Below are 25,739 nucleotides of genomic sequence, written 5' to 3'. Positions count from 1 at the left end.
TCGTGGTACTCAGTGAGCGTTTCCCCGGTAACAAGACCTTCGCGAAGGTTCGTGTCCTGCCGCCGGTGGTGAAGTTGCTCCTTCTTTCGATGGTGCTGTTCAACATCGGGTTCTATCTGGTTGTCCCCTTTCTCGCGGTGCACCTTTCGGAAGACCTCGGATTCGCGGCCTGGATTGTCGGCCTGGTCCTCGGACTCCGGATGTTCAGTCAGCAGGGCATGTTCTTCATCGGTGGAAGCCTCGCCGACAGGTTCGGCAAGCGTCCGATCATTCTGCTGGGCATCGCAGTTCGCGTGGTCGGTTTCCTGATGCTCGGATTGGCCGAGAGTATGGCGGCGGTGATCGTCGGTGTGCTTCTGGTCGGGTTCGCCGCGGCTCTGTTCGCACCCGCAGTGGAGTCGGCCAACGCCGAATATGGACGCGAACTCGAAACCTCAGGAGTCATGCGTCGTACGGATCTGTTTGCAGTGGAACAGATGTGCAGTCGTCTGGGAACCGTGATCGGTCCGGCATTGGGTGCTGCTCTGTTGATGTTTCCGTTCTCGTGGACGGCGTCGAGCGCGGCGTTGCTGTTCGCGATCATGTGGGTCGGGTTCTTCATCTGGTTCCCGCGGCCGGGCGATGCCCACGACGGCCCGGTGTCGACCTATACGCTGCGCGACGTCTGGCGAAGCGTGCTGACCAACAACAACTTTCTGCTCTTCGCGACGCTCTGCAGTTTTCAGCTGGTTGCGTACAGCCAGCTGTACCTGATGCTGCCGGAACAGCTCGAGCGCGGTATCGGTTCACAGTCGGCGCTGGGATGGTTCTACGTGGGCGCAGCGGTGTTGGTGATCGTCGGGCAGGGACCGACGGTCGCGGTTGCCCACCGCATCGGGCATCGACGCGCGATCACCTTCGGGCTTGTGCTCATTTCGGTGTCGTTCCTGGTTCCGCTGGTCACCGGCGTCGACTCCGCAGTTTCGGCGTCGACGCAGATAGTCGGTCTGGCGGTGTGGATCGGGCTGCTGCACCTGGGACAGATGTTGATGGTGCCGCCGATGCGAGACACCATTGCCATCCTCGGTCGTGAAAGCAACCTCGGAGCGCACTTCGGCATGCTCAACACGATCGGCGGTCTGCTCGCGCTCCTGGGAACCGTGGGAGTCGGATTCGTGTACGACCTAGTCGACAACGGCCACGCAGCGCCGGCGTCACCATGGGTGATCGTTTCGGTCTGCGTGGCCGTGTCGGCTGTGGTGTTGTGGGTGTGGTCCGGTCGAACGAAGGTTATCGACCCGCGATCGTCTGATTGATCTTTGCTACAAAATCTTCCAGCACAAACGGAATGGTGAGCGGGTTCGGCATGGACACCGCGTCACTGACGATGGGGTCCAAGCTGATCAGGCCGCCGGTCTTGACCACGTTCAGATTGGTGAACGCCGGCTGCGTCTCCATCTCGGGGCGAGCCTTTTCGTAGTTGTCGAAGAGCAGGTAGTCGCACTCGAGGAGGTCGTAGTTTTCGGCGGAGATCTCGTAGTTCAGCTTGCCCGCGAACCGATCCTTCAGTGCGGCAGGAGCCGTGAATCCCAATTGCGTGAGCAACTGAGCGCGCGCTGCCTCAGGGCTGAACGCCCGCAGATTTCCGTCGCTCCAGCGAATGACGAGAGCTGCTGTCTTGCCTTCGAACTGGGGGTTCTCCGCGCGGGTGCGAACGATGAGGTCTTCGACTTCCTGGACCTCCTGCTTTGCCTGCGCGGGAACGCCCACAGCCGTACCGATGCGGGTCGTGACTTCCTGCCAGGGCAGCACCCAATCCGTCTGATCGGCGGCGTGAAGCACAGTCGGCGCGATGGCGCTGAGCTGCTTGTACAGATCCTCGTCGATCGCGTTGTTGACGGCGATGATCAGGTCAGGCGCTGCTGCCACGATCGTTTCGATGTCGAAATCGGTGGTGGCGTTGGCCAGTGGTGTCGGCTCGGCGCCCTGGACTGCCGAGTCGGCCCAGACTCCGATTCCGTCGTCGGTCGATCCCTTCCACACCGGGACCAGGACGGGCGTCAGCCCGAGGGAAAGCAGAACGTCTGCGTCGCCGATGCCGACCGCTGCGATGCGGCTGGGCGCCTGCCCGATGGTGGTGGAGCCGAACTTGTGGTCGATCGTCACCGGGAAGGCGTTGGCCTCGGCGTGAGCACCTTCGGTGCCGGGAGTGGATTCGTCCTTCGCGCTGTCGCCGCAGGCAGCAAGGGCAAAACCTGCTGCTGTTGCGAAGGTGACGGACAGCATGGCACGGCGGCTCAACATTGGGTTCACAGCAACCTCGGGTTTCATGGTTATGGGACCCTAACCATAGTGGAGCGGCAGTGTCGGCAGTGTTTGTTAGTCTCCGCCCATGACGGCGGTTCTCGACTACACATCAGCAGGACCGTTCACCCGCATCGACGGAGTGGACCCGCTCGCCCTCGAGTCGCTCCCCACCGACCCCGTGCAAATATGCCGGGTAGTGCCGTACCTGGTGGTCCAACCCACCGATGCGCGGTCGCTGAATCTGCCCACCGACCGATTCGACGAAAACCAGATCCGGCCGGCAAGCGTTCTGCTCCAACGCTTGCTTGCGCTCGATCCGGCACCGGTGACCTCCGCCCGAGAACCCGACAAGCGGCTCGTCGGAACCTGTCGGCACTTTGCTGTTTTGAGTTGTGCGTTTCTGCGCTATCGCGGAATTGCCGCTCGCGTCCGCTGTGGTTTTGCCACCTACTTTCAACCGGGACAGGGCGTGGACCACTGGATCACCGAGTACTGGGACGACGCCGGCAAGCGGTGGATCCGCATCGATTCGGAGATCCTCGGACAGAACGTCCTTCCTCGCGCCCATAACCTGCAGCCGGGAGAATTCCTCAGTGGTGGTGAGGCGTGGCTGGCGTATCGACGCGGCGAGATCGACGGGTCCCAGTTCGGGGTGTACGGCACCCAGAACTGGGGGCCTGCCGAGATCCGCGGCAACGCAGTGAAGGATCTTGCCGCGATGAACAAGGTCGAAACCCTGCCGTGGGACGAGTGGGGTCGTATGACGGACGCCTACGACGGAAAGACCGGCGCCGACTACGACCTACTGCTCGACGATATAGCCGAGGTGTGCGCCGGCGACGATCCAGTTGCCGTGCGAGCGCTGTACGAGCACGAGGATTTGTGCGTGCCGGACAAGCTGATTCGTTTCTGAGATGCTGGTGCGATGAATCCGGAGCATCGCCAACTCGAGTACGGACTTCGATTCGACTGGGGCCTGCGCGGCGCCGAAGCAATTGCTGTCGGCGTCGATGTGGCAGTGGTGGTAGACGTCCTCTCGTTCACGACGACGCTGAGCGTCGCCGCCGATGCGGGAATCGACGTACTTCCCTATTCCTGGAACGACGAGAGTGCGGTCGATTACGCGCGTGATGCCGATGCGGTTCTTGCAGTACGACGAAGTGTGGCCAGGGAGGGACAGATCAGTCTGTCTCCCAAGACGATTCGCGGGGCCGAGGTGCCGAGTCGGCTGGTACTGCCGTCGCCGAACGGGTCGACCATCGCGTTTGCGTTGGCGTCCGAGGTTGCGGTGTGTGTCGGCGCTTCATTGAGGAACGCTTCCGCCGTCGCTGATTGGATTGTGCACGAACATGGTCCGGGATCGCGGGTTGCGATAGTCGCATCCGGGGAGAAGTGGCCCGGTGGAGAGTTGCGCCCGGCAGTGGAGGATCTGTGGGGCGCCGGCGGGGTTGTCACGGCGTTGACCGCGGCTGGTTGGGAAGGTTCCCTGTCGCCCGAGGCGCGGATGGCGGCGGATGCCTGGACAGCGGTGTCGGATTCGTACGAGGACCGCCTGCGAGACTGTGCCTCAGGACGCGAGTTGATCGTCATGGGGTTTCCACACGACGTCGCCATCGCCTCGGAACTCGACGACAGCGACACCGTACCTGTTCTCGAAGATCGTGTGTTTCGAGGTCAGCGCACCGGGCGTCGATTGAACAAACTCCGCGCCCAGAGGTAGGAGAGGAAGGTGATTGCGACGCACCATCCGATCGCGAGTATGGCGTTGTTCCCGATCGCTTCGCCGAGAAGAAGTCCTCGAAGAGTCTCGATGATCGGAGTGAACGGCTGATACTCGGCAAACCATCGCAGCACGGTCGGCATCGAGTCGGTGGGGACAAATCCGCTTCCCAGGAAAGGTAAGAGGATCAACACCATTGGAAGATTACTGGCCGTCTCGACGCTCTTGCTGACGAGGCCGAAGGCAACGGACAACCAGATCATCGCGATGGAGACCAGGATGAGGAGAGCAAACGCGGCAACCCACTCCACGAAGCCTGCAGTAGGCCGGAAGCCGACGGCTATCGCCACGGCGATGACTACAACGAGGCTCACGACCGTCTGAAGGAGACTGCCGAGAACGTGACCGGTCAGGACGGACGTGCGCGTGATCGCCATCGTGCGGAATCGTGCAATGATCCCCGCGGTCATATCGGTTGCGACGGAGATGGCAGTACCTTGTGCCGCTGATGCCACAGTCATCAGAATAATCGCCGGTGCAACGTAATTGACATACTCGGCTCGGCCGCCACCGCCTGGGCCGAGGCCGTTCCCGAGCGTTCCGCCGAGCACGTATACGAACAGCAGTAGGAAGACGACTGGCATCCCGACAAGCATCACCGTCATCGACGGATATCGAAGGATGTGTCGAATGCTGCGACGCAGCATGGTTTTCGAGTCCTGATAGGCAAGCGTCATGGTGGTCATCGCGCGTCGGTCCTTTCGGTGGCGGTCAGAGTCAGGAACACGTCGTCCAGGTCCGGTGTGTGCACGGAGAGTTCCTTGACGTCGATCGAGTGAGCGTCGAGTTGGTCGAGAAGAGAGCGCAGCGAGCGGACACCGCCGTCGCTGGGAACCTGCAGGACATAGGCGGCATCGTCACGGGTAGACTCGTCGAAAACAGCAGCAGCAGAGTCGAGTTGGTCTCGGTCGATGAAGTGAAGACGAATGTGGCCGCCGGGAATGCGTCGTTTGAGTTCCGCTGCCGTACCTTGGGCGACTATCCGTCCCTGATCGAGGACGGCGATGTGGTCGGCCAGTTGATCGGCTTCCTCGAGGTACTGCGTCGTGAGGAAGATGGTGACACCGCCCTTGACCAACTCCCGGATGATCTGCCACATGGTGCGTCGACTCCGGGGATCGAGGCCGGTGGTGGGCTCGTCCAGGAAGATGATCTCCGGTCGTCCGATCAACGTCATTGCCAGGTCGAGCCGTCGGCGCATTCCGCCCGAGTACGTCGACGCGAGTTTGTCCGCGGAGTCCTGCAGATCGAACATCTCCAGGAGTTCGTCAGTGCGAGTGCGGCGTTCGTCCTTGCCGAGGTGGTGAAGATCGGCCATGAGGAGAAGGTTTTCCTCGCCGGACAGGTAGTCGTCTACCGCCGAGAATTGTCCGGTGACACCGATGCGCGAACGCACCGCGTCAGGATCGTCGGAAGGGTTGTACCCGGCGATGCGGATGTCGCCGCCGTCTGCGGGAACGAGGGTCGAGAGGATTTCCACGATGGTGGTCTTGCCGGCGCCGTTGGGGCCGAGGAGTGCAAAGACGGTTCCGCGGTCGACAGAGATGTCGATTCCGTCCAGTACCGTCTTGTCGTCGTAGGCCTTCTTCAGACCCGTCGCGGTGATGGCTGGTTTACGGGACATCAGCGTTCCTTTCGCTAGATCTTCTTGTTGGATTCTTCTCGGGGCTCCGAACGTCGAATGACGATGTCGCCGTAGCTGGTTTGTGCCCGGACGTCTACCCGGCGTTCGGTGGAAGCCGGACCGTGCGTGGCATTCATCTGGTTGTCGACGCGGCCGAAGGACGTATGAGCGTCGAATCGTGCGGCGGTTCCGGATCGAACGCCGATATGGATTCGCCCGGCGGCCGTCTTGGCGGATACGACTCCACTCTCGATGGTCTCGAAACGGATGTCGCCGTTGGCGGTTGCGGCACTCGCGTCGGATTCGGCGTGTTCGACGGCGACGCTTCCGTTGGCGGTCTTCGCCTTCAGCGCGCCGGTGATCGTGCCGATGTTGATGTCGCCGTTGGAATTCTTGACCTCCGCGTTGCCGTCGACGCGGCCGATGCGGATGCTTCCGGACCCGGTGCTCGTGTCGATGTCACCGGCCACATGCTCGACGATGATCGCTCCGGCGCCGGTGCTGACGTTGAGCGGTCCGGTCGTGTCCAGTGTGCAATCTCCGGCCGAGACCTTCACGCGTGAGCGTCCGAGAGTGCCTTCGGCGCGCAGGCTGGCAACTGCTGCAGTGCCTTCGAGTTCCGAGCCGGAGGGAAGCTGAACGGCGATGTCGACAGATCCTGTCTTCCCGAAAATGCCGAGACCGCGCTGTTTCGGAGTCTTGATCTGTAGCCGGCCACCTGCGAATTCGACGCGCGTTTGTTCGGCGACTCGAACGTCTACCTCGCGAGACGAGTTGCTGGGCAACACTTCCACGACAGTGTCGTTGCGGCTGCTCGCAGCGATCCGGATGTGTCCGACTGCCACGTCGAAGTTCAAGGTGATGGGGTCAGGTGTGCTGAATGTAGGCATGGTGATACTCCCGATGAGGTTGTCTCGGTTGGTGATAGAGGGTCGTGCGAAAGGTGAAGCCGGTGTCAGTGCACCCAGCCGCTGAAGCTCTCGGAGCCTTGGGACGTGCGCTGTCTCGGAGTGCTTCTGCTCATGCCGCCTTCCAGCGCAGTTGCAGCCGAGCGAACCAGCCACGCGTTCACGGAGATCCCGGCTTCCTTGGCCGCCGCCTCGATCCGGTCTTTGAGGTCTTGCCCCAGCCTCAAGTTGATTCGAGTCATCGAGGCGTCGTCGGACTCCGTGACGGGGCGCGGAGCCGGAGTCGGTTCCTCTTCGGCGGGGGCCGGAGCCGGTTCGCTGATGGCTGGTGCCACCACGAATTCGGGTTCGCGTCCCCGTAGGCGCAGGTCCACCGAGCCCGGGGCGAGGTCACGCGTGATCTCGGCGGCTGCCGCAGACAATGCGTCGAGAAGGGTGAGTCGCACTGCTGATTCCAGCGGTGCGGTCAAACGATCGGCGAGGGCCTTTGCGTCTTCTCCGCCTGCTTCGGCCGCCACCGCGAGTTCGTGGCGAAGGTTGTCTACGTACGGTGTCAAGTCCATGGCATCACTATGGCACCACTTTGATGCCATAGCAATAGTTTGGTGGCACATTCGTGTGAGTTTGATGAGAAGTGCCAGGTCATCGGGGTGGTTGGCGCTTCGATTCTCGGCAGGCTGGCACACTCGTAAGGGTGAGTCCTGCCGAACCCAACCGTCGCCGCCGTATCTTGCTCTGGATTGCCGGGGTGCTCGGCGTCGTGATCGTGGTCGGGGCGGTTGTCGTCGCGGTCGCGCCTTCGCGGTATCTGCCCTGGGACACTGCCGAGTTCCCGACGGTCGACGCCAGTTCGGTGACTGCGGACCAGGCTCGAGTGCTCGAACTGCTGCAATCCGAGCACGAGCGGGACCGTCCGGGCACTTTCTATTCCGACGGTATCGACGAAGAATGGTGCGCCGATTTTGTCAGCTGGATCATGAGGGAAGCGGGTAGACCGCTGTCGAACCCGAACTCCGGAAGCTGGCGTATCCCGGGGGTGTACACCTTGCAGGAGTATTACCAGGGAATCGGCGCGTACGCCGAGAACGGTAGCGGGTACACCCCGAGCGTGGGTGATGTGGTGATCTACGACAGTTCGAGATGGGTAGGTCAGCACACCAACATCGTTGTGGCAGTGGACGGTGACTCGGCGATCACGGTCGGCGGCAACGAGTTCGGCAAGGTGCGGGTCCATGATCTTCACTGGCAATCCGACTCCGCCGTCGTGGGGTTCGGAAAACTTCACCCCTGATCGCTGTGGTTCGAGGTCAGGGCAAACCATCGAGCGGATGCACGTGCCTCGCCGCCGGCGTCGATGTGCAGCGTGTTCGTGCCGGTTCGCACGCTCACCTGCTCACCTCTCTTGACGGGCTGGGTGTACTCGAGGATCGCGCGAAAGGGTTCGCTTCGTAATTTTTCAGGCAGTGCATCTTCCACGGGTTGCCAATAGATCGCGTTGTTCACGTGATCGAAAGGGTCGAAATCGCTCGAGCGCAACGGGAATGGAGAATCCGCGTAATCGTCGGTGTCGGGGTCGATCCACCGACGCCAGTGAAGATGCTCGTCCACGGCCGTCGATGCCAGGGCAGCGGTGAACTTTTCACTGATGGTTGCCGGCATTCCGGTTTTCGGGTCGATGTTGATCCAGAATGCCTCGGTCTCGATCAATCCACCGCTGTCGGACCTGATCCGAACCCGCATCGAACACCACTTGCTGGAGAGTCCGGAACACCAGCGCTGCAGATGAACTCGATCCGGCCAGACGACGGGTTCGAGTACGTCGATCACCGTCCTTCGCACCATCCACAGCGGGTGTGTATCCATGGCGCCGCGGTCGACGAGATTGTCGAAGCCCGCGTCTTGGAGGTAGCGCGCGATCGCGTCGAGGCGCAGTTGCTTGTCGGTGTGGATGTCGCCCGTACGCACCGGCCAGGAGACCTGGAAGATGCTGCCGGTTGTCGGTAGTTCGGCCATCGCTACGTGATCGTCGACTTTTGTACGGTTCATCGGATGTGGACTCCCGGTGTTCGCTTATCCGGTCGGGTGGCTTCACGCTTGCGTTACCCGATGGAGGGATCTTGAACCATCTAAGTTCAGTGTTTTCTGAATACAGATTTCGATGTACTGTCGTACGTATGGATGTCGAGGGCGTAGATGTGGTGACCAACGTGGCGGTGCTTGCGAGGTTCGGGCATGCCTTGTCCGACGAGACTCGGACACGGATACTGCTCGAACTGAAAACCGCCCCTCGGTATCCGTCCGACCTCGCTGAAACACTGGCTGTGACCAGGCAGAAGCTGTCCAATCATCTGGCTTGTCTGCGCGGTTGTGGCTTGGTAGTGGCCGTCCCGGAAGGGCGCCGGACCAGATACGAACTCGCCGACGCACATATCGGTCAGGCCCTCGACGACCTGCTCGGGGTCGTACTCGCGGTGGATCCGTCGTACTGCCCGGACAGTGAATCAGAAGGATGCTGCTGATGGTTGCGCCCGTTGACGGTGGCGGCCTCTCGACTGCCCGGCGTGCGCTCTTGTCGAGACGAATTCGCATCTTCGTGGCGATCACCATCAGCTACAACGTCGTCGAAGCGATCATCGCGCTGGCGGAGGGCACACGGGTGTCGTCCGCAGCACTGTTCGGTTTCGGCCTCGATTCGGTGATCGAAGTGTCCTCGGCGGCAGCGGTTGCCTGGCAGTTCTCGGCTCCGGATCCGACGAGCCGTGAGAAGACGGCACTGCGAGTGATCGCATTCTCGTTCTTCGGGCTCGCTGCGTACGTCTCGTTCGACGCGATTCGGTCGCTGTTCGGTCTGGGTGAAGCGCAGCACACGAGCGTCGGAATAGTATTGGCTGCAGTGAGTTTGGCGATCATGCCGGCTCTGTCCTATGCGCAACGCCGAGCAGGTCGGGAGTTGGGTTCGCTTTCGGCGGTCGCGGATTCGAAGCAGACGCTGCTCTGCACCTACCTTTCTGCGGTCTTGCTGGTCGGTTTGCTGCTCAACTCGGTGCTCGGCTGGTCGTGGGCGGACCCGATTGCGGCACTGGTGATCGCCGTCATCGCCGTGAAGGAAGGCATCAACGCGTGGAAGGGTGATCCGTGCTGCCCGGTTGTGGCGGTGCCCGAGAGCGGTGACGAGTGCGACTGCTGCTGAGTGAGCACAGGTTCAATTGAGTGAACACCGTCTGCAGCGCGTCGGAGAGGGTGCTCACTCGATGAAAGGGGTGCCACCTTCTGCGCGGGTCTTGATGTGCGCGGCGCGTTGCTCGAGAAGACGGCGCAGATACGGGCCGACAGCCAACCTCAGTGCCAGGTGTCCGAGCACGCCGAAAGGGGCCGTAACCGTGAAGCGGTCATGCATCCGCGTCCACCCACCCGGCTGATCGTCGAAGACGTGCTCATGTTGCATTGCGGCAAACGGGCCGCGGACCTGCTCGTCTGTGAACGAGTACGGACGGTTGTACTGCGTGATTCGGCTTGTCATCGAGAATCTCCACCCGAAATGCCGAGCAGTGAACGACACCTCGTCGCCCTCTCCCAGCGTCGATCTACCCGTACTGGTGACTGCCACCTCATCTGTTGCGCTGAGCGAGGCGGAGTGTTCGTCCATGTCGAGTTCGAGATCGAAGATCACTGCTGGTGGAGCGTAGATATCGGTAATCACGACCACGGTGTGTTGCACAGTGCCAGTCTGCCAATGTTGGTTTGCGACGCCGACAAGCGGGTACGGGTCGGTGACCTGCGGTTCATCCGCGACGGGTGATGTTTTCGCTTCCCAGCCCCTCGAGACTGAGTATGGGAAGTGCATTCTGTCGAAAGGAACGCTGATGACTGCTCCACCGCGGGAACCCGCGAATCACCCTGTCCGGCAGGGTTTCGCGGTAGGTACGACGTTTGCAGCAGCAATTCTGCTGCTCACCGCAGGCATTGTCGCTCTGCTTCAGGGCATTGCGGCGGTCGCCGACAACAATCTGTTTGTCGTGGGTATCAACTACACGTACAAGTTCGACATCACGACGTGGGGCTGGATCCACATCATCTTGGGCATCATCGGAATCGTGGTGGCTCTCGGCCTCTTCACCGGTGCAGTGTGGGCCAGGGCGGCGGCGATAGTCATTGCGTCGCTCTCGATCATCGCCAACTTCTTGTGGATGCCGTACTACCCGCTGTGGTCGATCCTGGTCATCGCGCTCGACGTCGTTGTGATCTGGGCCGTCGCGACCTGGGACACAGACAGAGTCTAGGCGCCGAACAACTCGAGAGCAGTTGGTCCCGACCGAATCGACTCGGTCGGGACCATCGCTCGTGCGCGGGGGACGATCCGACGGAGGGCCGGCTCGGATCAGTCGGCTCGGATCAGTCTGGGAGCCTTCGTAGTTCGGCTACGGTCAAGCCGAGGGAATCGAGGCGGGCCATGATGCTTCGCATAGCAGTGTGATCCGCGACGGGCCCGTACAAACTGGTGAATCCGCCGGCTGCACTGGCAACGCTGAGTTCGGGAAACGCCGCTTTGACGCGGTCCGACACTTCGCCGTCGATGAGGAATTGATACCGAGTGGGAGCATTCATCAGTGTCCGCTCCATTTCGTAGGGCCATGAGGTTCGGTCAGTACCGCGTCGAGCCTCGAAATCACGTGTGGTCAGGGGCAATCGGCGTCGCCGCTCGATCCAGGACTCCGTATCCGTGAGATCCAGTCTTGCTCCCACACGCTCCCGAGGCGTCATCCCCAACGGGTGAATGTCATCGCGGCTCCGTTCATCCCTTTTGTGTGAGGCTGCGAAGGAACGTCACCCCTAGTGTCGACCGGGAGAGAGAAGAGGTCGGCATGGGATCTGTCATCGGGGATCTTCTACCCTTAGCGGTCGGTGTTGCGGTATCGCCCATCCCGATCATCGCGGCGATCTTGATGTTGTTGTCCAAGCGAGCCGGTAGCACCAGCGTCGGATTCGCCCTGGGCTGGATACTCGGAATAGTTGTCGCCACTGTGATCTTCGTGCTCCTGTCCAGCAAGCTCGGCGACTCCGAAGGCGATCCCTCTGCGACGGTGTCGTGGATCAAGCTGGCGTTGGGTGTGTTGCTGCTTGCGTTCGGAGTGAAGCAATGGCGTGGGCGCGGTGGCGAGCATGAAACCCCGAAGTGGATGCAAGCCATCGACGACATGACCGCTGCCAAGGGCCTCGGCTTGGGCTTCGCGCTGGCAGCGATCAATCCGAAGAATCTGATGATGTGTATCGCGGCTGGAATCTCGATCGGCTCTGCGTCATTGGGCTCCGGCGAAGTAGTCGTCGCGGTTCTGGTTTTCACCATCATCGCTGCCTCGACAGTGTGCGTGCCCGTGATCGGTTACCTCGTTGCAGCGGAGCGACTGCGCGGTCCGCTGGCCAAGCTGAAGGTGTGGTTGCAGGACAACAACGCCACTGTGATGAGTGTGTTGATCCTGGTTATCGGTGTTGTTCTCATCGGTAAGGGCATCGGCGGTCTCTGACAACGGGAGGTAGTTATGGGATCGCTGCTACTGCAACAGATCCCGCTGGCACTCGGTATCATCATGAGCCCGCTGGCGGTTGTCGCCGTTGTCGCCGTGCTCTTTTCCGAACGAGCGCGTCTCAACAGCATCGCGTATCTGATCGGGTGGTATCTCGGAATAGTTGTCGCCCTGGCCGGGTCGTACATCATCTTGACCGCACTCCAAGTTCATCAGAGAACACACCCACCCCTGTGGGTGCCCATCCTCCACCTCGTTCTCGGCGTGACGTTGCTCGCGGGTGCCTGGTTCGTCTACACGCGTAGTCGGCGCGGAGTACAGGCAATGGCGGCTGCAGTGGCTCCGGGAGACGTTGTCGCGGCGGCCCCTCAACTGCCGAAAATGCTCCAGTCGGTAGAACACTTCCAGCCGATGCGATCGGGTGTGCTCGGGTTCGCGCTGTTCGTTCTCAATCCCATCGACATGTCCTGTGCGATTGCCGCTGCCATGAACTTTCGCCTCAGCACCGTGGCGCCGACGTCGCAGATCGTCTCGGCCGTGATTTTTTCTCTCGTGTCCGTGACCTCGGTCGCCGTGCCTGTCGCCCTTCTCCTGATCAAGAAGGAGGAGGCCACCGAACCGCTGCAGAAGATCCGCACCTGGATAGCCACCAACACGCACTTGCTGAACGTCGGGCTCCTCGTCCTGATCGCGGCGATGCAGATCAGTAAAGGGGTGCAAGGGCTATGAGTGCTCCGCACACACGGACGTGGTGGGTCTTCGGATCACTGTCCGACTATCAGCGAGGCTGGCTTCGACCAGACATCATCGCCGGCCTCACGGTGTGGGCTGTCCTTGTCCCGGAAGCGCTCGCGTACGCCACCATCGCCGGAGTTCCGCCGGTGGTCGGGCTCTACGCTGCAGTTCCGTCACTGATTCTGTATGCAGCAGCTGGTAGTTCGCGGCATCTGATCGTCGGACCGATGTCGGCCACTGCCGCGTTGTCCGCGGCGATGATCGCTCCACTGGCGTCGGGAGACGACACCAGATTTGTCGCGTTGTCGGTCGGGCTCGCGATAGTGACCGGACTCGTCGGATTGCTCGCAGGATTCATGCGCCTCGGATTCATCGCATCCTTCATCTCCGAGCCGGTTCTCAAGGGATTCATAGTCGGTTTGGCGCTCACGATCATCATCGGTCAAGTACCCAAACTCCTGGGCGTGGACAAGGGCGAGGGGAACTTCTTCGTCCAGGCGTGGACGGTGATCAAGGAACTTGGCGAGGTCGACGGTCCGACGGTGGTCATCGGATTGCTCAGCTTGGCAATGGTTCTGGGAGTCAAGCGATGGCTCCCGCTGGTGCCAGGTTCGCTTCTGGTTGTGCTACTGGGGATTACCGCAGTGGCGCTGTTCGGACTCGATGACCGTGGCATCGACATCGTGGGACACATCGATTCGGGCTTGCCGACTATGGGCCTGCCGAGTGGAGTAGGAGCCGAGGACTACCTCGACCTCGTGGGGCCGGCCGTCGGTGTTCTACTCATCGGTTTCGCCGAAGGTCTCGGCGCTGCGAAGACATACGCGGCGAAGGCCGGATACACGATCGACGCCAATCGGGAACTGGTAGGACTGGGGGCCGCCAATCTCGGATCGGGCATCTGCTCGGGAATGGTGGTCAACGGCAGCCTCTCGAAGACGGCTGTCAACGGGGGAGCGGGTGCCAAATCACAGGTCAGCGGGTTGGTGGTCGCCGCATTGACGCTGCTGACACTGCTGTTCCTGACTGGGTTGTTCGAGAAACTACCGGAAGCGACGCTATCGGCGGTGGTGATCGCCGCAGTGATCGAACTAGTGGATTTCTCTTCTCTCGCAGCGCTGTACCGGGTCTGGACGAAGCGATTGGGCAGCATCTACGGGCACGCCGCTCGGGCCGATTTCGCCGCCGCTGTCGCGGCGATGTTCGGAGTTCTCCTGTTCGATACCTTGCCCGGTCTGATCATCGGAATCGTCGTCTCGATGCTGCTGCTCCTGTATCGAGTCTCCAAACCGCACGTGGCTGCTCTGGCCAAGGACGGCACGCGCTGGGTCGACACCAGCAGCCATCCTGATCTGAGGACACTCGACGGCGTCGTGGTGGTCAGGGTCGAATCCGGACTCTTCTTCGCGAATGCCGATCACGTGCGTGATCAGATCACCGGCATGGTGACTACCGGGACCACGACGGTCATTCTCGACGCCGAGACTTCACCGTTCATCGACGTCAGCGCGGCCCAGATGTTGGCTCAGCTTCGAGATTCGTTGGCTCGCAAGAATGTGAGCTTCCGGGTGGCCCGCGACATCGGTCAGTTCCGCGATGTCTTGTCCGGGGCTGACGAGGGTGCGCTGAAGGTCGACGTCTATCCGACCGTCTCGCAGGCACTCGAGGGCCGGGACAACACTTCAGCGTGACGTCCGCAGCCAGATTCCCAGTGGCCCCGCATCTTTTGCGACCGATCCGACGATCGACGACGCGACCACCACGATGGCAGAGAAGATGAACAGCCACCCGATCACGGTGAACATCACGCCGAGAAGGCCGAACTCGTCCTGAGACGTCTTGGTCATCCGCGGCAGAAATAGAGTGCCGGCCACGTGCAGTCCGGTCAGACCCGTCGCGGTGAGCAAGCCGGACCCGACACACATACGAGTGGTCATGCGATTGGCGGTCAACAGCATGGGCACGGCAGTCCAGACCAGTGCCCACACTGCGTAGACCGCAACAAATTCCAGGAGACTGCCCACCCTCGGAACGGCATTCAGTTCGCGGCACAGCGCAGCACCGACCACTGACGCGGCGACGACGAACACGACCGCGATCCACCGCCATGCCTGGCGAAGTGTCGCTGTCGGCACACTCCAGATTCGTCCGTACATCCGGCCAAGGGCGCGAGCGTAGGACGTGGAACTGATCAACAGCATGAGCAAGCCGACAATCCCGAACGCGGCCGCAGTGGAGGTGTCGGTCATCACGGCGTCGGGAAGCTGCACCCCGAGGTCGTCTCTGGCGACATCGGCCAAGGGCTTCAACTTTTCCAGGGTGGACGCTGCGATCATCACCGGCAGCAAGGACGTGAACGCCTGGGCTGCCAAAGTCATGGCGCTGTCGACGAGTCCGACTTCGAAGACGTCGATCGTCGCGTCGGTAGCCAACCGTCGGCTTGGTGTGCGTCTCGCCCAGACGGTCATTCGATCGCGCGTATCGGAGTACAGCTTCGGGGGCATGGAAGCAGTCTTGCTCAGATGAGTCCGCCGCGGCGCGCAGCCTTGAGTGCGTCGCGTCGGTTACTTACTTCCAACTTCCGATAGATCCCGCGTAGATGCGTCTTGATGGTGTTGACGGACAGGAACAGCGTGTCGGCGATCGACTCGGTGGTGTCTCCCGAGGCCAGTTCGCGCAGCACGGTGTATTCGCCCGGTGTGAGGATCGGTGCACTCACCAGCTCTTGTGGACGAATGCGGTTGCGTACCTGTTCGGCAAAAGCCTCCTGATCGCCGAAGTGCCCACTGAACTCGTCGAAGATCGGACGCAGTGACGCGCCGTAGTCGAGGAAAGGTCGCAACAGCCCACCGGTTTCTGCGGCTCGCAGGGCTTTGTGCAGCGAACGAAACGACTTGCGCTCGTGACCGGTGGCAGCGTGGATCCCAGCCTCGAGTGTCCAGGCGTAGACGGTGTGGGCGAGCACAGGCTCTTCGGTGGATCCGAGGGCTTCGGAAACCTCGACGAGTGCTTCTGCGAACTTGTTGGACGAGAAAGCCACGGCAGCTCGCGCCAGGTGTATCTCGGAAGTCTCGCCGAACTGATCAGCCGCATCGCGCACGAGTCGGCCGGCCCATTCCACTTCGCCGACCGACAGGCATGCGTTCACGACCGGTGGGAGTAGGGCAAGAGTCGCCAATGAGAAGGTGCGCAGTGCGATTGCGCTGAGCATCGCATCGCGGACGTCGGCAGCGGTCGACCGTCGATCGGCCGCGTCGCCGAGACTGTGGAGCCCGAACGTGACGACGGTGTGCCACCCGAATGCCGGGACGCTGGCGCCGAGAACATCTGTGCTCCGGTAGTTTCCGATAGTCGGTATGCGGTACGGAAGTTCGCTGGTGGCGCAGAGATATGCAGCGAAGGCCACCACGGACGCGGACAACTCGTACTCCGCCGTCGTTGTGATTCGGTGTTCGACCGCGTAGTCGATGGCGTAGGTGGAGTGTGCCCTCATCGCCTCGATGTCCCCGCTGAGTGAGGCGACAAATCCTAGCCCGGTCAGTGCCTTCAGTACGAATCGCGACCTGCCTCGTAGTGTTCCGAGCGCGACCGCCTGGGTGTATTCGACAGTTGCCCTGTCGAACTCACGTTTGAGTAGGAGGGCCGTCGCTACCTCGAGGTGAGCGTAGGCTTCGACGTCCGAGTGAGTGCTGTTCTGACGCCGCACCAGGCGCGAAACCAATGGATTGTTGTCAGAAGTTGGCGAAGCGCAGGAGATTTCCAGACTCATGGCCAGGAACAGAGGGTCGTCTGCAATGGGCGGATGAGTTGCCGCGAGAAGGTCGAGGCACGTTGTCGCAGAGGTCATGTCACCGGAATGGAGGGCGGCCGCAGCCAGGACCAGGCGGGTGATCGGAGATTCGGAGACCTGCGTCGGCGCGGATTCGAGCACTCGGACGACGTCTCCGCTGTGCCCGTCGAGTACGAGGCCCAGTCCGCAGCGCTCGAGAAAAGCGAGGATGCGGCACGGGTCGCCGATCGACACCTCGAGTTCGAGCGCCTCGAGTTCGAAGTGATGACTCTCGAACCAGGTTGCTGCTCGAAGGTGCGCGCGATTTCTCTCCTCGTGATCGACCCGACGGAACTCTGCGCGGAGGTGTTCGAGGAGAAGGGGGTGGTAGCTGAACCACGTGGTGTGGTCAGCGGAGTCGGTCCGCGTCACGGGGAAGTTGTATTGAATCAGAGCGTCGATCTCGGACCGCGCATTCGAATCGGTCAACGTTTCTGCGAGTTGAGCAGAGAACGAATCGACGACGGATGTCCGCAACATGAATGTCGTGACATGCTCGGGCAAGGATGTCAGGACCTCGTCGACGAGGAAGTCGGCGATCGGGCGCGGCGTATGGGTGAACTCGTTCAATGCATCACCGATGTCGCTCCGGCCTGCCAGGAACGCTGCGGTCAGGCGAACAACAGCGCCCCACCCCTTGGTGAAGTTCTCGACGATTGCGAGCTCGTCGTCGCCGAGGGTGATGTCGTATTCGCCGAACATCGCAGTGATCTCGGTGCGGTCGAAGGCGAGATCGGTGGATGCGAAGCGAGTGAGTCGGCCATCGAGCGCGAGACGATGCCAGGTGAGCGGAGGTTCGTATCGAGCAGCGACGATGATCGACAGATTGTCCGGCGTGTGCGTGAGTATCTGGTCGAGAAGACCGATCGACATCGGATCGTGAAGTGTGTGCACATCGTCGAGGATCAGCGTCGTTCGGCGATCGTGAGCTTCGACGGTTTCCGCGAAGTGCGCGAGCCACTGTTCGACGGGTCGTCTCGATCCCGCCTGTGCCGGGAACCCTTGCCCGGTGGGCGCGCGACCGGCCGGGTCGAGAGGCGTCGAGATGGCCTCGGCGAGGGATTCGCACAGCACCGACACGTTGTTGTCGCGCTCGGCCAACGTCAGCCAGGCGAGGTCCACGTCAGGGGACGCCCGCGAATACTCACGAGCCCAATTCGCCAGCAGCAGGGTCTTTCCCGCTCCGGCCGGTGCAGAAAGCAGCCCGACGGACCCGGGCCCCGAGCCCTCGGTAGTGGTGGACGCGGTGAGTTTCTGGTGCAACCGGGGACGTGGAACCAGTCCCTTGATTGCAGAGGGTGGGTGAAAGCGCCCGCTGACAGGCGCGTCCGACGCGTGAGTGTGCCCGACGCGGTGAGACGCGTCGAGCGTCACTGCAGCGGCATCACGAAATGGGCTGCTCATCCGACTCCTGTTCGACTGGCTGCACTGGACGTGACCGCTGGATCGACATACGTAACGAGTTAGATGATGTGAAACTACCCAATTCGGACACTTGTTAAGCGTCCAAATCAAAAGATTCGGACCAAAGTCCCTGATTTAGCGAGGGGTGCGTTCGAACTACGACGGCGTCGCCAGTGCTACCGCCTGAATGGCGGGGTGCGAGCAAACCTCGAATATCGGTCGAATGCCTTTTCCAGGCCCACGAGATCCGGATCTGACAACAAGGCCGCCAGAAGTACACGTGCCTGACCGGCCCGAAGATCGGTGGAAAATACAGCGCCTGCGGCGATCAAGTCGTGGCCGCCGCCACCACCTCCGTAAACCGGGGAGATTGGCCCCGAGGGCACACGAGTTGTCACTACCACCGGAATGTGAGCGCCTACGCAGTCTCGGACGGCCTCGACGATCGTCGGATTGGCATTTCCCGAACCGAGTCCGTCGAGAACGAGTCCATTTGCCCCGGCGCTCACGCAAGCGTCGATCTGTACGCGGTCTGCCCCGGGATACACGGCGATGATGTCGACGCGGGTGTTCGAAATGGGATGCCACGGCAATGGTTCGGGAGTGTGCAGCAGTGCCGGATCGATGCGCAAGGAGCGGAAGGCATCAAGTGCCGTGGTGTCGGCCTTTCGCGTACCTGCGGCCGGGTGGACCGAACCGCCGAAGGCGATGAGGACACCACGTCCCCGCGACGAGATGTCGAGTCCGGCCGCGATCGCCGCGGCCAGATTCGAACGAGCGTCGGACTCGGGATGGTCGAAAGTGCGCTGCGCCCCGGTGAAGACCACCGGACGTCGGTCGTCGTGGTGCAGGTCCAACAAGAACGCAGTTTCCTCCATCGTGTCGGTGCCGTGAAGCACGACCACCGCGTCGAGTCCAGGATCCTTCAATTCGTCGGCTACGGCGTCGCGAACACGATCCATGTCCGCGAAGGTCATGCTCGAGCTGTCCTTCGACATCACGTCCACGACTCGAAGATCGATGTCGGTCTGCTCATTGCCGAGCAGATCTGCACCGGTGATTGCGGGCCGACTGATTCCGTGCGCATCTCGGGTGCTGGCGATGGTGCCACCAGTGGTGACGACTGCGACTTTCGACACTGAGGTCCTTTCACGTCAAGCTGCGGGTCGATGGATGGCCAACTCGCGAATGCGATTCCTGGCGCCGTACCAACCAATCATCAACAGCGGTGCGATGATCGCGATGGAGCCGACGGTCCATGTTCCAACAGGGTTGTCGAATGCCATCAATACGATAACGACCGCAAGAAAAACCAGTGTCGCGATCCCGGTGTACGGTGCGCCGAATATGCGGAAGGGAGGGCGGGTGACTTTGCCTTGTTTCGCAAGTTGCCAGAGCTTCAACTGGCACAACACTATGACTGCCCACGCACTGATGATGCCGAGGGCTGCAAGATTGAGGACTATTTCGAAGGCTTGCGCTGGGACAACAGCATTGAGCCCGACGCCGAACAGGATGACCACGCCGGTGAGTGCGATTCCCCCGTACGGCACTCCGGCTTTGTTCATTTTGGCAGCGAAGGCAGGCGCCGAGCCTGCCATCGCCATCGAATGGAGTATTCGTCCGGTCGAATACAATCCGGCGTTGAGGGAAGACAAGGCTGCCGTGAGAACGACCAGATTCATGATCGCATCCGCGCCTTGGATGTTGATCGAACCGAAGAATGTGACGAATGGACTTTCACCGGCGTGGTACTCCGTGTACGGGAGCAACAGCGAGAGCAGTAGTACCGATCCCACGTAGAAGACGAGGATCCGAATGATCACTGTGTTGATTGCCTTGGGTATCACCTTCCGGGGATTTTCGGTCTCTCCGGCCGTGGTTCCCACGAGTTCAATTGAGGCGTAAGCGAACACGACGCCCTGAATCACCACGACTGCCGGAAGTATTCCGTTGGGGAACAGCCCACCACTGTCGGTGATCAGGCTGAATCCGGAGGAATGTCCTTCGATGGGTGTGCCGAAGAGTACGAAATAGACACCGAACCCGAGGAACGCGGTCAACGCAACGACCTTGATCAACGCGAACCAGAACTCCAGCTCTCCGAAGACCTTCACGGACACCAGATTCAGTCCGAGAACCAACACCACCGCGATCAGAGCGAACATCCACTGATCGATGTGCCCCAGTGGCGCCCAGTACTTCTTGAAGAAGTTCATGTACAACGCCACAGCCGTGACATCGACCACGGCAGTCATTGCCCAGTTCATCCAGTACAGCCAACCCGCAGCGAAAGCCATCTTCTCGCCGAAGAATTCGCGTGCGTAGGAAACGAAGGATCCCGAAGTCGGTCGGTGCATCACCAGTTCGCCGAGTGCCCTCAGGATCAGGAAGGCGAAGAACCCGCACAGCGCGTACACGAGAACCAAGGCCGGGCCCGCCTGTTGGAGTCGCCCTCCCGCACCCATGAAAAGGCCTGTTCCGATCGCACCACCGATCGCGATCATCTGAATCTGTCTGGGGCCGAGCGCCTTCTGATATCCGAGATCCTCTTCAGCGGCAACCTCGGCGTGGGGTGTCTCTTCCCGTTCGACGGTCATCAAACCTCCTCCGCAACGGCGGTAGCATGAGGCTTCTCGCCCGCAACGCGGAGATTGGCGAGATGTTCGGGGCTGAGCAACCGATCGAGTTCCTCGCGGTCGAGCAGGCCCGCTTCGATCACGAGATCGGCGACGCGACGCCCGGAAATCAACGCCTCCTGGGCAATCCGTGTGGACGCGGTATATCCGATGTAGGGGTTGAGCGCGGTGACGAGGCCGATGGAGTCTTCGACTCGCGCGCGCAACAGTTCGGTGTTGGCCGTGATACCGAGTACGCACCGGTCCGCCAGAATGCGGCAAGCCGCACCGAGGTGTCGCATTCCTTCGGACAGTGAGTGCACGATGATCGGCTCGAAAGCGTTGAGTTGGAGTTGCCCGGATTCCGCAGCCATCGTAATCGTCACGTCATTGCCGATGACTTCGTACGCGACCTGATTGAGGACCTCGGGAATTACCGGATTGACCTTGCCCGGCATAATCGACGAACCTGCCTGCACCGGCGGCAGATTGATCTCGTTCAATCCGGCTCGCGGACCAGAAGAGAGCAGCCGAAGATCGTTGCACACCTTGGACAACTTCACAGCGACCCGCTTGAGTACGCCGGAGAGGTGGACGAACTGGCCCACGTCTTGGGTCGCTTCGACCAGATCCGTTGCCAACACCAGCGGCAGCCCGGTTAGTGCGCCCAGGTCGGAACAGGCCACCTCGGCGTAGCCGGCAGGCGCGTTGAGACCGGTGCCGATAGCAGTGGCGCCGAGGTTGATCTCGTGAACGAGAAGAGCAGCCTCAGCCAGGCGCGCTCGATCCTCCTCGATCATGACCGCGTAGGTGCCGAACTCCTGACCCAGAGTCATCGGCACGGCGTCCTGCAGTTGGGTGCGTCCCATCTTCACTGTGTCGGCGAACTCGAGAGATTTGGTCGTGAACGCATTCTGGAGTACACGAAGTGCATCCAGCAGGTCCTCGATAGCGAAGATCGTCGAGATGTTGACGGCCGTGGGGTAGACGTCGTTGGTCGATTGGCTCAGGTTCACGTGCTCATTGGGGTGAAGTCGTTCGTAGTCGCCGCGCCGGTGGCCGAGGATTTCCAATGCGCGATTGGCGATTACCTCGTTGGCATTCATGTTCGTCGACGTTCCGGCACCACCCTGGATGACATCCACTACGAACTGTTCGTGCCACCGGCCGTCCACGATTTCCTTGCATGCCTGTGAGATGGCCTCGGCTCGCGGGCCATCGAGGATGCCCAGCTTCTCGTTTGCGCTGGCTGCGGCCCATTTGACGTAAGCGATGCCGCGGATCAGATGCGGGTTCGTGGCAATTGTTCGACCAGTGATCGGGAAGTTCTCCATCGCGCGCAAGGTGTGGATTCCCCAGTACGAATCGGCTGGAACTTCGCGATCGCCGAGCAGATCGTGTTCTGTTCGCGTTTCGAGCACTTGATCAATTCCTCGTGTCTCTTCGCGCAAGCATCACTCTGCGCGGTGGGTGTATTTCGGGATCGCAGCGCTGACGGACAAGTAGTAGACCCGCCCAGCTATCGGGCTATCAGGCTGTCTGACAGGTCTAATTGTTACCTCGCTCACTCCTGCACGTCAACCCGTCACCAGGTGCGATGTTTGACGCGGGACTTCGGCAGTCGCAACAATGACGGCATGAACCTGTCAGACAGCTGGGCCACCAGGCGACCAGTCGCCGCGCGGGTGAGTGCTGCCGAGGCAGTCCTCGCAGACCTTCGTGCCGCAATAGCCTCCGGCGATCTGGCAGTCGGAGAGCGTCTCCCGTCCGAAGCGTCCCTGGCCGAAAGGCACGGGGTCGGTCGATCGGTTATCCGCGAAGCCCTGCGCTCGTGCCACGCCCTCGGGCTCACCGAGACAAAATCCGGGCTCGGCACCTTCGTCGTCAGTGATTCGATAGCGCGAGACCTCGATTTCGGCAGCTATGCGGCCAACGAATTGGTCGAAGCACGGCCTCATGTCGAAATTCCGGCCGCAGGATGGGCTGCGCAACGGCACACCGCGGAGGAACTGGCAGCACTCCGCGGACTGGTTCAGCAGATGCGTGACGAGGACGATCCGCTCGTATGGGTTGCACTCGACGCCCAATTTCACGGACTGATTGCAAAAGCCAGTAGGAATCGTGTCTTCGAGTCGGTAATCGTCGATATCCGTGAAGCGCTGACAAGGCAATCCGAGACACTCAATCTTGTTGCCGGTCGCGAGGAAAAGTCGAACGAGGAACACGAACGAATAGTCGAAGGAATTGCATCCGGGAGTTACGACCACGCCTCCAGGGCGATGGCCGAACACCTGGACGCCGTCAGGGTGACGCTCGAAACACTTGTCCAAGAAAGTGATTCGCTGTGATGGTGCGGCCGCGCAGGTCTGTCCTCGCCTGCGCAATCTTCGCGGCATCGGTGACCGGAGCGTTGGCTGGTTGCAGTTCGTCCGACACCCCGCTGACGCCGACCACCGCGGCGTCAGCGACAACAACGTCAGCGACAACAACGGCAGCTGTACCGCCTACGGGTGTAAATCCACCATCGACGCCGGAATCCGAACGCGCGCTCTTCGATGCTGTGGACCGCAATGATCCCGCAGCTGTTACCGCTGCCCTGACTGCCGGCGCGAACATCGAAGCGCGCGGCGAGGGCGAACGGACTCCACTCGTCGAGGCCACCAAGAACAACGCCGTCGCTGCGGCTTCTACGTTGATTCTTGCCGGAGCTGACGTGAATGCGAAGGACTCCATGCAGGATTCGGCCTTCCTGTATTCCGGAGCCGAGGGATTGAACGAGATTCTGGCACTGACGCTCAGCCATGGCGCGGATGTCGACAGCGTGAACCGTTACGGCGGTACGGCTCTGATTCCCGCGAGTGAACACGCGCATGTCGAGACCGTCCGGATGCTGATTGCTGCCGGGGTACCGGTCAATCACGTCAATGATCCGGGGTGGACGGCGCTTCTCGAGGCCGTTGTGTACGGCGACGGCTCGGCGCGCTACGTCGACGTGATCACTCAGCTTCTCGACGCCGGGGCAGATCCCTCGATCCGGGATGCGTCGGGAAAGACCGCATTGGACAATGCCGAAAGCCGTGGTCAGTCAGACGTTGTGGCGTTGCTGCAATCGCGGAGCTGACGCCAACGAGTCGGGCTCAGCCCGTAGGCCTGTCGAAAGCGTCGGCTGAAGTGTCCGGCGTCGACAAATCCCGCACGGCGCGCAATGGTGGCGATCGGCAGGTCGACGGTAGCGGGTCGAGCCAGTTCGTCCCGAGCCTTCTGCAGGCGCTGGGTGATGATCCACTGCTCGAGCCGGAATTCGTTGTCCGAACAGATCTTGTACAGCTGACGCAGTGAGATGTTGTGGGCGTGGGCAATTCGTGCAGGATGCAGCGCCGGATCGTGAAGGTGTTCGCGGATGTATCTGCGGATCGATGTCAACGTGAGTGCCGATCTCGGAGCGGAGGCGTCGGGATTTGCATGCGCGATCGATGCGACCAAAGCGCGCGCCAGTTCGATCGAGGCCTCGCCCAATTGTTCGGCGGCAGGATCGGTCTCCAACTGATCGGCGCTGCGGAACAATTCACGAACGTGCGCGATCATCAAGGGGTACAGGTTGCTGTGGTGAGGTCGCGTGGCAGCGTCTCGCACGGTGTCGATCGGTAGTCCCAGCCGATCCATCGGAACGTAGAGGCACTGGGAAGCGCCCGTTCCCGTCCAGGAGAAATCGTAGGTCGACGTCAGGTCCGTCATGAGTAGTTCACCGGCCGGGACTCTGCGTTGTTCATCGTGCTGATCTAGATGGCCGATTCCGCTCTCCTGCAGGGCAATCGCGAGAACCGGCATCGACGCTGATCGCACGTGCCGCGGTGTTCTGGTCAATCGCATCCCCGTCGACTCGGAGCGGAACAGTGATGCTGCGCCCAGATTCCACACGTTCATCCGGGCGCTCACGCCCGCCGGATCCTCCAAGTGGATCGCACAGGGAACCGATGCGCGTCCCATCGCGTCGACGAAGGCGTCCGTGCGTTGGTCAGGCTCCAGCACGGAAGTATCCAGGAGCAAAGCCATGCAGCCTTGATGCCCCGGGATGTGGACGCTCAACCAGAATTTGTGCACCGTGAGCCCAGAAGTCTGCACGGACAGTCACGTCCGTCGCAGCAGGTATTTCTAGGATCGAAACGGGCGTGTCCCGGCCTACCGCAGTTTCTCGCTTGCCTACGAGAGTGAAGGAAACGCATGAAGATCTCACGTGTATTCACAGCAGTTCTGGCAATGCTCATGACAGTCGCGGCCGGACTGATCTTCGGTTCCGGTGCTGCGGTGGCAAGCCCCAAGCCAACTGTCGTTCTGGTTCACGGAGCCTTTGCCGACGCGACCAGTTGGGACGGAGTTGCCGCCGACCTACGCTCGCGTGGCTATCGCGTCGTGACGCCGGACAATCCTTTGCGCGGGCCGGCTTACGACGCGTCCGTGATCGAGAAGACGGTTGCGGACATCGACGGCCCCGTCGTTCTCGTCGGGCACTCGTACGGCGGCGCGGTGATCACCAATGTCCACGATCCGAAAGTCCAGTCGCTGGTCTACATCGCGGCGTTCGGTCCGGTGGAGGGTGAGCCGGTACAGATCACGATCGACCCGATTCGATTCCCTGGCAGCCAATTGCTTCCTCCGGCTCTGGGATTGAAGATCGTCGACGATCCTCACGCGATCGGCGGGAAGAACGTCGACGGCTACGTCACGGACGAGTATTTCCATTCCGTCTTCGCTCAAGACGTTTCCGACGAGACGGCGGCAACCATGTTGGCTCACCAGAAGTCCGCCGCTTTGTGGGCGAACCTCGAACTCGGCGGGCCACCGTCGTGGGCGAACACACCGAGCTGGTATCTGGTCGCCGGTGAGGATCGCGTGATCCCAGCTTCGGCGCAGCGGTTCATGGCAAACCGGATGGGCGCGAACACAAGCGAACTCCCGACCTCCCATGCCTCGCTGGTCTCACAGCCAGGGGCAGTGGCAGACGTGATCGTGGCGGCCGCTCACGGGTGAGTGTG

General features: G+C 61.3%; 27 protein-coding genes. 13 read left to right on the top strand and 14 right to left on the bottom strand.

What is annotated here, in order from left to right; all coding sequences use genetic code 11:
* Positions 1-2 precede the first annotated feature (2 nt).
* A complete protein-coding gene (locus H7C86_RS11855) occupies positions 3-1,295 on the top strand; it encodes an MFS transporter (RefSeq protein ID WP_020971204.1) in 1,293 nt (430 codons plus the stop codon).
* Here H7C86_RS11855 and H7C86_RS11850 read toward each other — a convergent pair.
* Positions 1,270-2,283 (bottom strand): ABC transporter substrate-binding protein, encoded by a 1,014-nt coding sequence (locus H7C86_RS11850; protein WP_225989364.1) that lies wholly within the window; start codon positions 2,281-2,283, stop codon positions 1,270-1,272. The genes H7C86_RS11855 and H7C86_RS11850 overlap by 26 nt on opposite strands.
* A gap of 88 nt (positions 2,284-2,371) precedes the next feature.
* On the opposite strand from H7C86_RS11850, the gene H7C86_RS11845 reads away from it, so the two are divergent.
* On the top strand, positions 2,372-3,199 hold the full coding sequence (locus H7C86_RS11845) for a transglutaminase domain-containing protein (RefSeq protein WP_080910299.1): 828 nt from the start codon (positions 2,372-2,374) through the stop codon (positions 3,197-3,199).
* 12 nt (positions 3,200-3,211) lie between these two features.
* The gene (locus tag H7C86_RS11840) at positions 3,212-4,006 is read left to right on the top strand and encodes a 2-phosphosulfolactate phosphatase (protein ID WP_182261569.1); all 795 of its coding nucleotides are present in this window, start codon (positions 3,212-3,214) and stop codon (positions 4,004-4,006) included.
* On the opposite strand, the gene H7C86_RS11835 is transcribed toward H7C86_RS11840, so the two are convergent.
* From H7C86_RS11835 to H7C86_RS11820, 4 genes are all read right to left on the bottom strand, one after another.
* The gene (locus H7C86_RS11835) at positions 3,961-4,752 is read right to left on the bottom strand and encodes an ABC transporter permease (protein WP_080910301.1); all 792 of its coding nucleotides are present in this window, start codon (positions 4,750-4,752) and stop codon (positions 3,961-3,963) included. The genes H7C86_RS11840 and H7C86_RS11835 overlap by 46 nt on opposite strands.
* Entirely contained in the window at positions 4,749-5,690 is a 942-nt protein-coding gene (locus H7C86_RS11830) for a daunorubicin resistance protein DrrA family ABC transporter ATP-binding protein (RefSeq protein ID WP_019745860.1), read from the bottom strand. The genes H7C86_RS11835 and H7C86_RS11830 overlap by 4 nt, the downstream gene beginning before the upstream one ends.
* 14 nt (positions 5,691-5,704) lie before the next feature.
* Positions 5,705-6,580, bottom strand: a complete 876-nt coding sequence (locus H7C86_RS11825) for a DUF4097 family beta strand repeat-containing protein (RefSeq protein WP_020909560.1) — start codon at positions 6,578-6,580, stop codon at positions 5,705-5,707.
* 65 nt (positions 6,581-6,645) lie between these two features.
* Complete coding sequence (locus H7C86_RS11820) at positions 6,646-7,161, bottom strand: toxin-antitoxin system HicB family antitoxin (RefSeq protein WP_029256566.1); 516 nt, start codon at positions 7,159-7,161, stop codon at positions 6,646-6,648.
* A gap of 131 nt (positions 7,162-7,292) precedes the next feature.
* Between H7C86_RS11820 and H7C86_RS11815 the strand changes: the two genes are divergently transcribed.
* Positions 7,293-7,889, top strand: coding sequence for a CHAP domain-containing protein (locus tag H7C86_RS11815; RefSeq protein ID WP_021345932.1), 597 nt, complete (start codon positions 7,293-7,295; stop codon positions 7,887-7,889).
* Here the strand turns inward: H7C86_RS11815 and H7C86_RS11810 are convergent.
* Complete coding sequence (locus tag H7C86_RS11810) at positions 7,880-8,644, bottom strand: acyl-[acyl-carrier-protein] thioesterase (RefSeq protein ID WP_029256565.1); 765 nt, start codon at positions 8,642-8,644, stop codon at positions 7,880-7,882. The two genes, H7C86_RS11815 and H7C86_RS11810, sit on opposite strands and share 10 nt — an antisense overlap.
* Before the next feature lie 128 nt (positions 8,645-8,772).
* Between H7C86_RS11810 and H7C86_RS11805 the strand changes: the two genes are divergently transcribed.
* On the top strand, positions 8,773-9,117 hold the full coding sequence (locus H7C86_RS11805) for a helix-turn-helix transcriptional regulator (RefSeq protein WP_020909557.1): 345 nt from the start codon (positions 8,773-8,775) through the stop codon (positions 9,115-9,117).
* Positions 9,108-9,788 (top strand): cation transporter, encoded by a 681-nt coding sequence (locus H7C86_RS11800; protein ID WP_021345930.1) that lies wholly within the window; start codon positions 9,108-9,110, stop codon positions 9,786-9,788. The genes H7C86_RS11805 and H7C86_RS11800 overlap by 10 nt, the downstream gene beginning before the upstream one ends.
* Positions 9,789-9,842: 54 nt before the next feature.
* Here the strand turns inward: H7C86_RS11800 and H7C86_RS37220 are convergent, their stop codons facing one another.
* Positions 9,843-10,316 (bottom strand): SRPBCC family protein, encoded by a 474-nt coding sequence (locus H7C86_RS37220; RefSeq protein ID WP_259349088.1) that lies wholly within the window; start codon positions 10,314-10,316, stop codon positions 9,843-9,845.
* Between the two features lie 145 nt (positions 10,317-10,461).
* Between H7C86_RS37220 and H7C86_RS11790 the strand changes: the two genes are divergently transcribed.
* Complete coding sequence (locus H7C86_RS11790) at positions 10,462-10,878, top strand: hypothetical protein (RefSeq protein ID WP_020909554.1); 417 nt, start codon at positions 10,462-10,464, stop codon at positions 10,876-10,878.
* A gap of 112 nt (positions 10,879-10,990) precedes the next feature.
* On the opposite strand, the gene H7C86_RS11785 is transcribed toward H7C86_RS11790, so the two are convergent.
* A complete protein-coding gene (locus H7C86_RS11785) occupies positions 10,991-11,203 on the bottom strand; it encodes a hypothetical protein (protein ID WP_078377385.1) in 213 nt (70 codons plus the stop codon).
* A gap of 257 nt (positions 11,204-11,460) precedes the next feature.
* On the opposite strand from H7C86_RS11785, the gene H7C86_RS11780 reads away from it, so the two are divergent.
* From H7C86_RS11780 to H7C86_RS11770, 3 genes are read left to right on the top strand one after another with little or no spacing between them, the layout of a single operon-like run.
* Positions 11,461-12,120: a GAP family protein gene (locus H7C86_RS11780; RefSeq protein ID WP_019745852.1), complete on the top strand. Its 660-nt coding sequence runs from the start codon at positions 11,461-11,463 to the stop codon at positions 12,118-12,120.
* 15 nt (positions 12,121-12,135) lie between these two features.
* Positions 12,136-12,849, top strand: coding sequence for a GAP family protein (locus tag H7C86_RS11775; protein ID WP_019745851.1), 714 nt, complete (start codon positions 12,136-12,138; stop codon positions 12,847-12,849).
* Positions 12,846-14,546 carry a SulP family inorganic anion transporter gene (locus tag H7C86_RS11770; RefSeq protein WP_019745850.1) on the top strand — a complete coding sequence of 567 codons (1,701 nt, stop codon included), beginning with the start codon at positions 12,846-12,848 and terminating at the stop codon, positions 14,544-14,546. The genes H7C86_RS11775 and H7C86_RS11770 overlap by 4 nt, the downstream gene beginning before the upstream one ends.
* Here the strand turns inward: H7C86_RS11770 and H7C86_RS11765 are convergent.
* The 5 genes from H7C86_RS11765 to H7C86_RS11745 all read right to left on the bottom strand — a co-directional run bounded on the left by H7C86_RS11765 (position 14,538) and on the right by H7C86_RS11745 (position 22,127).
* Complete coding sequence (locus tag H7C86_RS11765) at positions 14,538-15,359, bottom strand: hypothetical protein (RefSeq protein ID WP_020909552.1); 822 nt, start codon at positions 15,357-15,359, stop codon at positions 14,538-14,540. The two genes, H7C86_RS11770 and H7C86_RS11765, sit on opposite strands and share 9 nt — an antisense overlap.
* A 14-nt stretch (positions 15,360-15,373) precedes the next feature.
* The gene (locus tag H7C86_RS11760) at positions 15,374-18,088 is read right to left on the bottom strand and encodes a LuxR C-terminal-related transcriptional regulator (RefSeq protein WP_182261567.1); all 2,715 of its coding nucleotides are present in this window, start codon (positions 18,086-18,088) and stop codon (positions 15,374-15,376) included.
* 176 nt (positions 18,089-18,264) lie between these two features.
* A complete protein-coding gene (locus tag H7C86_RS11755; RefSeq protein ID WP_182261566.1) occupies positions 18,265-19,227 on the bottom strand; it encodes an asparaginase in 963 nt (320 codons plus the stop codon).
* A gap of 15 nt (positions 19,228-19,242) precedes the next feature.
* Positions 19,243-20,688, bottom strand: a complete 1,446-nt coding sequence (locus H7C86_RS11750) for an amino acid permease (RefSeq protein ID WP_182261565.1) — start codon at positions 20,686-20,688, stop codon at positions 19,243-19,245.
* Entirely contained in the window at positions 20,688-22,127 is a 1,440-nt protein-coding gene (locus H7C86_RS11745; protein WP_133727297.1) for an aspartate ammonia-lyase, read from the bottom strand. Before H7C86_RS11745 ends, H7C86_RS11750 begins: the two co-directional genes overlap by 1 nt.
* Positions 22,128-22,343: 216 nt before the next feature.
* Between H7C86_RS11745 and H7C86_RS11740 the strand changes: the two genes are divergently transcribed.
* Positions 22,344-23,054: a FadR/GntR family transcriptional regulator gene (locus H7C86_RS11740; protein ID WP_182261564.1), complete on the top strand. Its 711-nt coding sequence runs from the start codon at positions 22,344-22,346 to the stop codon at positions 23,052-23,054.
* On the top strand, positions 23,054-23,827 hold the full coding sequence (locus tag H7C86_RS11735) for an ankyrin repeat domain-containing protein (protein WP_182261597.1): 774 nt from the start codon (positions 23,054-23,056) through the stop codon (positions 23,825-23,827). Before H7C86_RS11740 ends, H7C86_RS11735 begins: the two co-directional genes overlap by 1 nt.
* On the opposite strand, the gene H7C86_RS11730 is transcribed toward H7C86_RS11735, so the two are convergent.
* A complete protein-coding gene (locus tag H7C86_RS11730) occupies positions 23,788-24,759 on the bottom strand; it encodes a helix-turn-helix domain-containing protein (RefSeq protein WP_182261563.1) in 972 nt (323 codons plus the stop codon). The genes H7C86_RS11735 and H7C86_RS11730 overlap by 40 nt on opposite strands.
* Before the next feature lie 168 nt (positions 24,760-24,927).
* On the opposite strand from H7C86_RS11730, the gene H7C86_RS11725 reads away from it, so the two are divergent.
* Entirely contained in the window at positions 24,928-25,734 is an 807-nt protein-coding gene (locus H7C86_RS11725; RefSeq protein ID WP_080910312.1) for an alpha/beta hydrolase, read from the top strand.
* Positions 25,735-25,739: the final 5 nt, after the last annotated feature.

It is taken from the genome of Rhodococcus sp. UFZ-B548, assembly GCF_903819475.1.
GTDB classification, from domain to species: Bacteria; Actinomycetota; Actinomycetes; order Mycobacteriales; family Mycobacteriaceae; genus Rhodococcus_F; species Rhodococcus_F erythropolis.
Note: the sequence above shows the minus strand (reverse complement) of the source record. Positions and strands in the feature narration are given on the sequence as shown.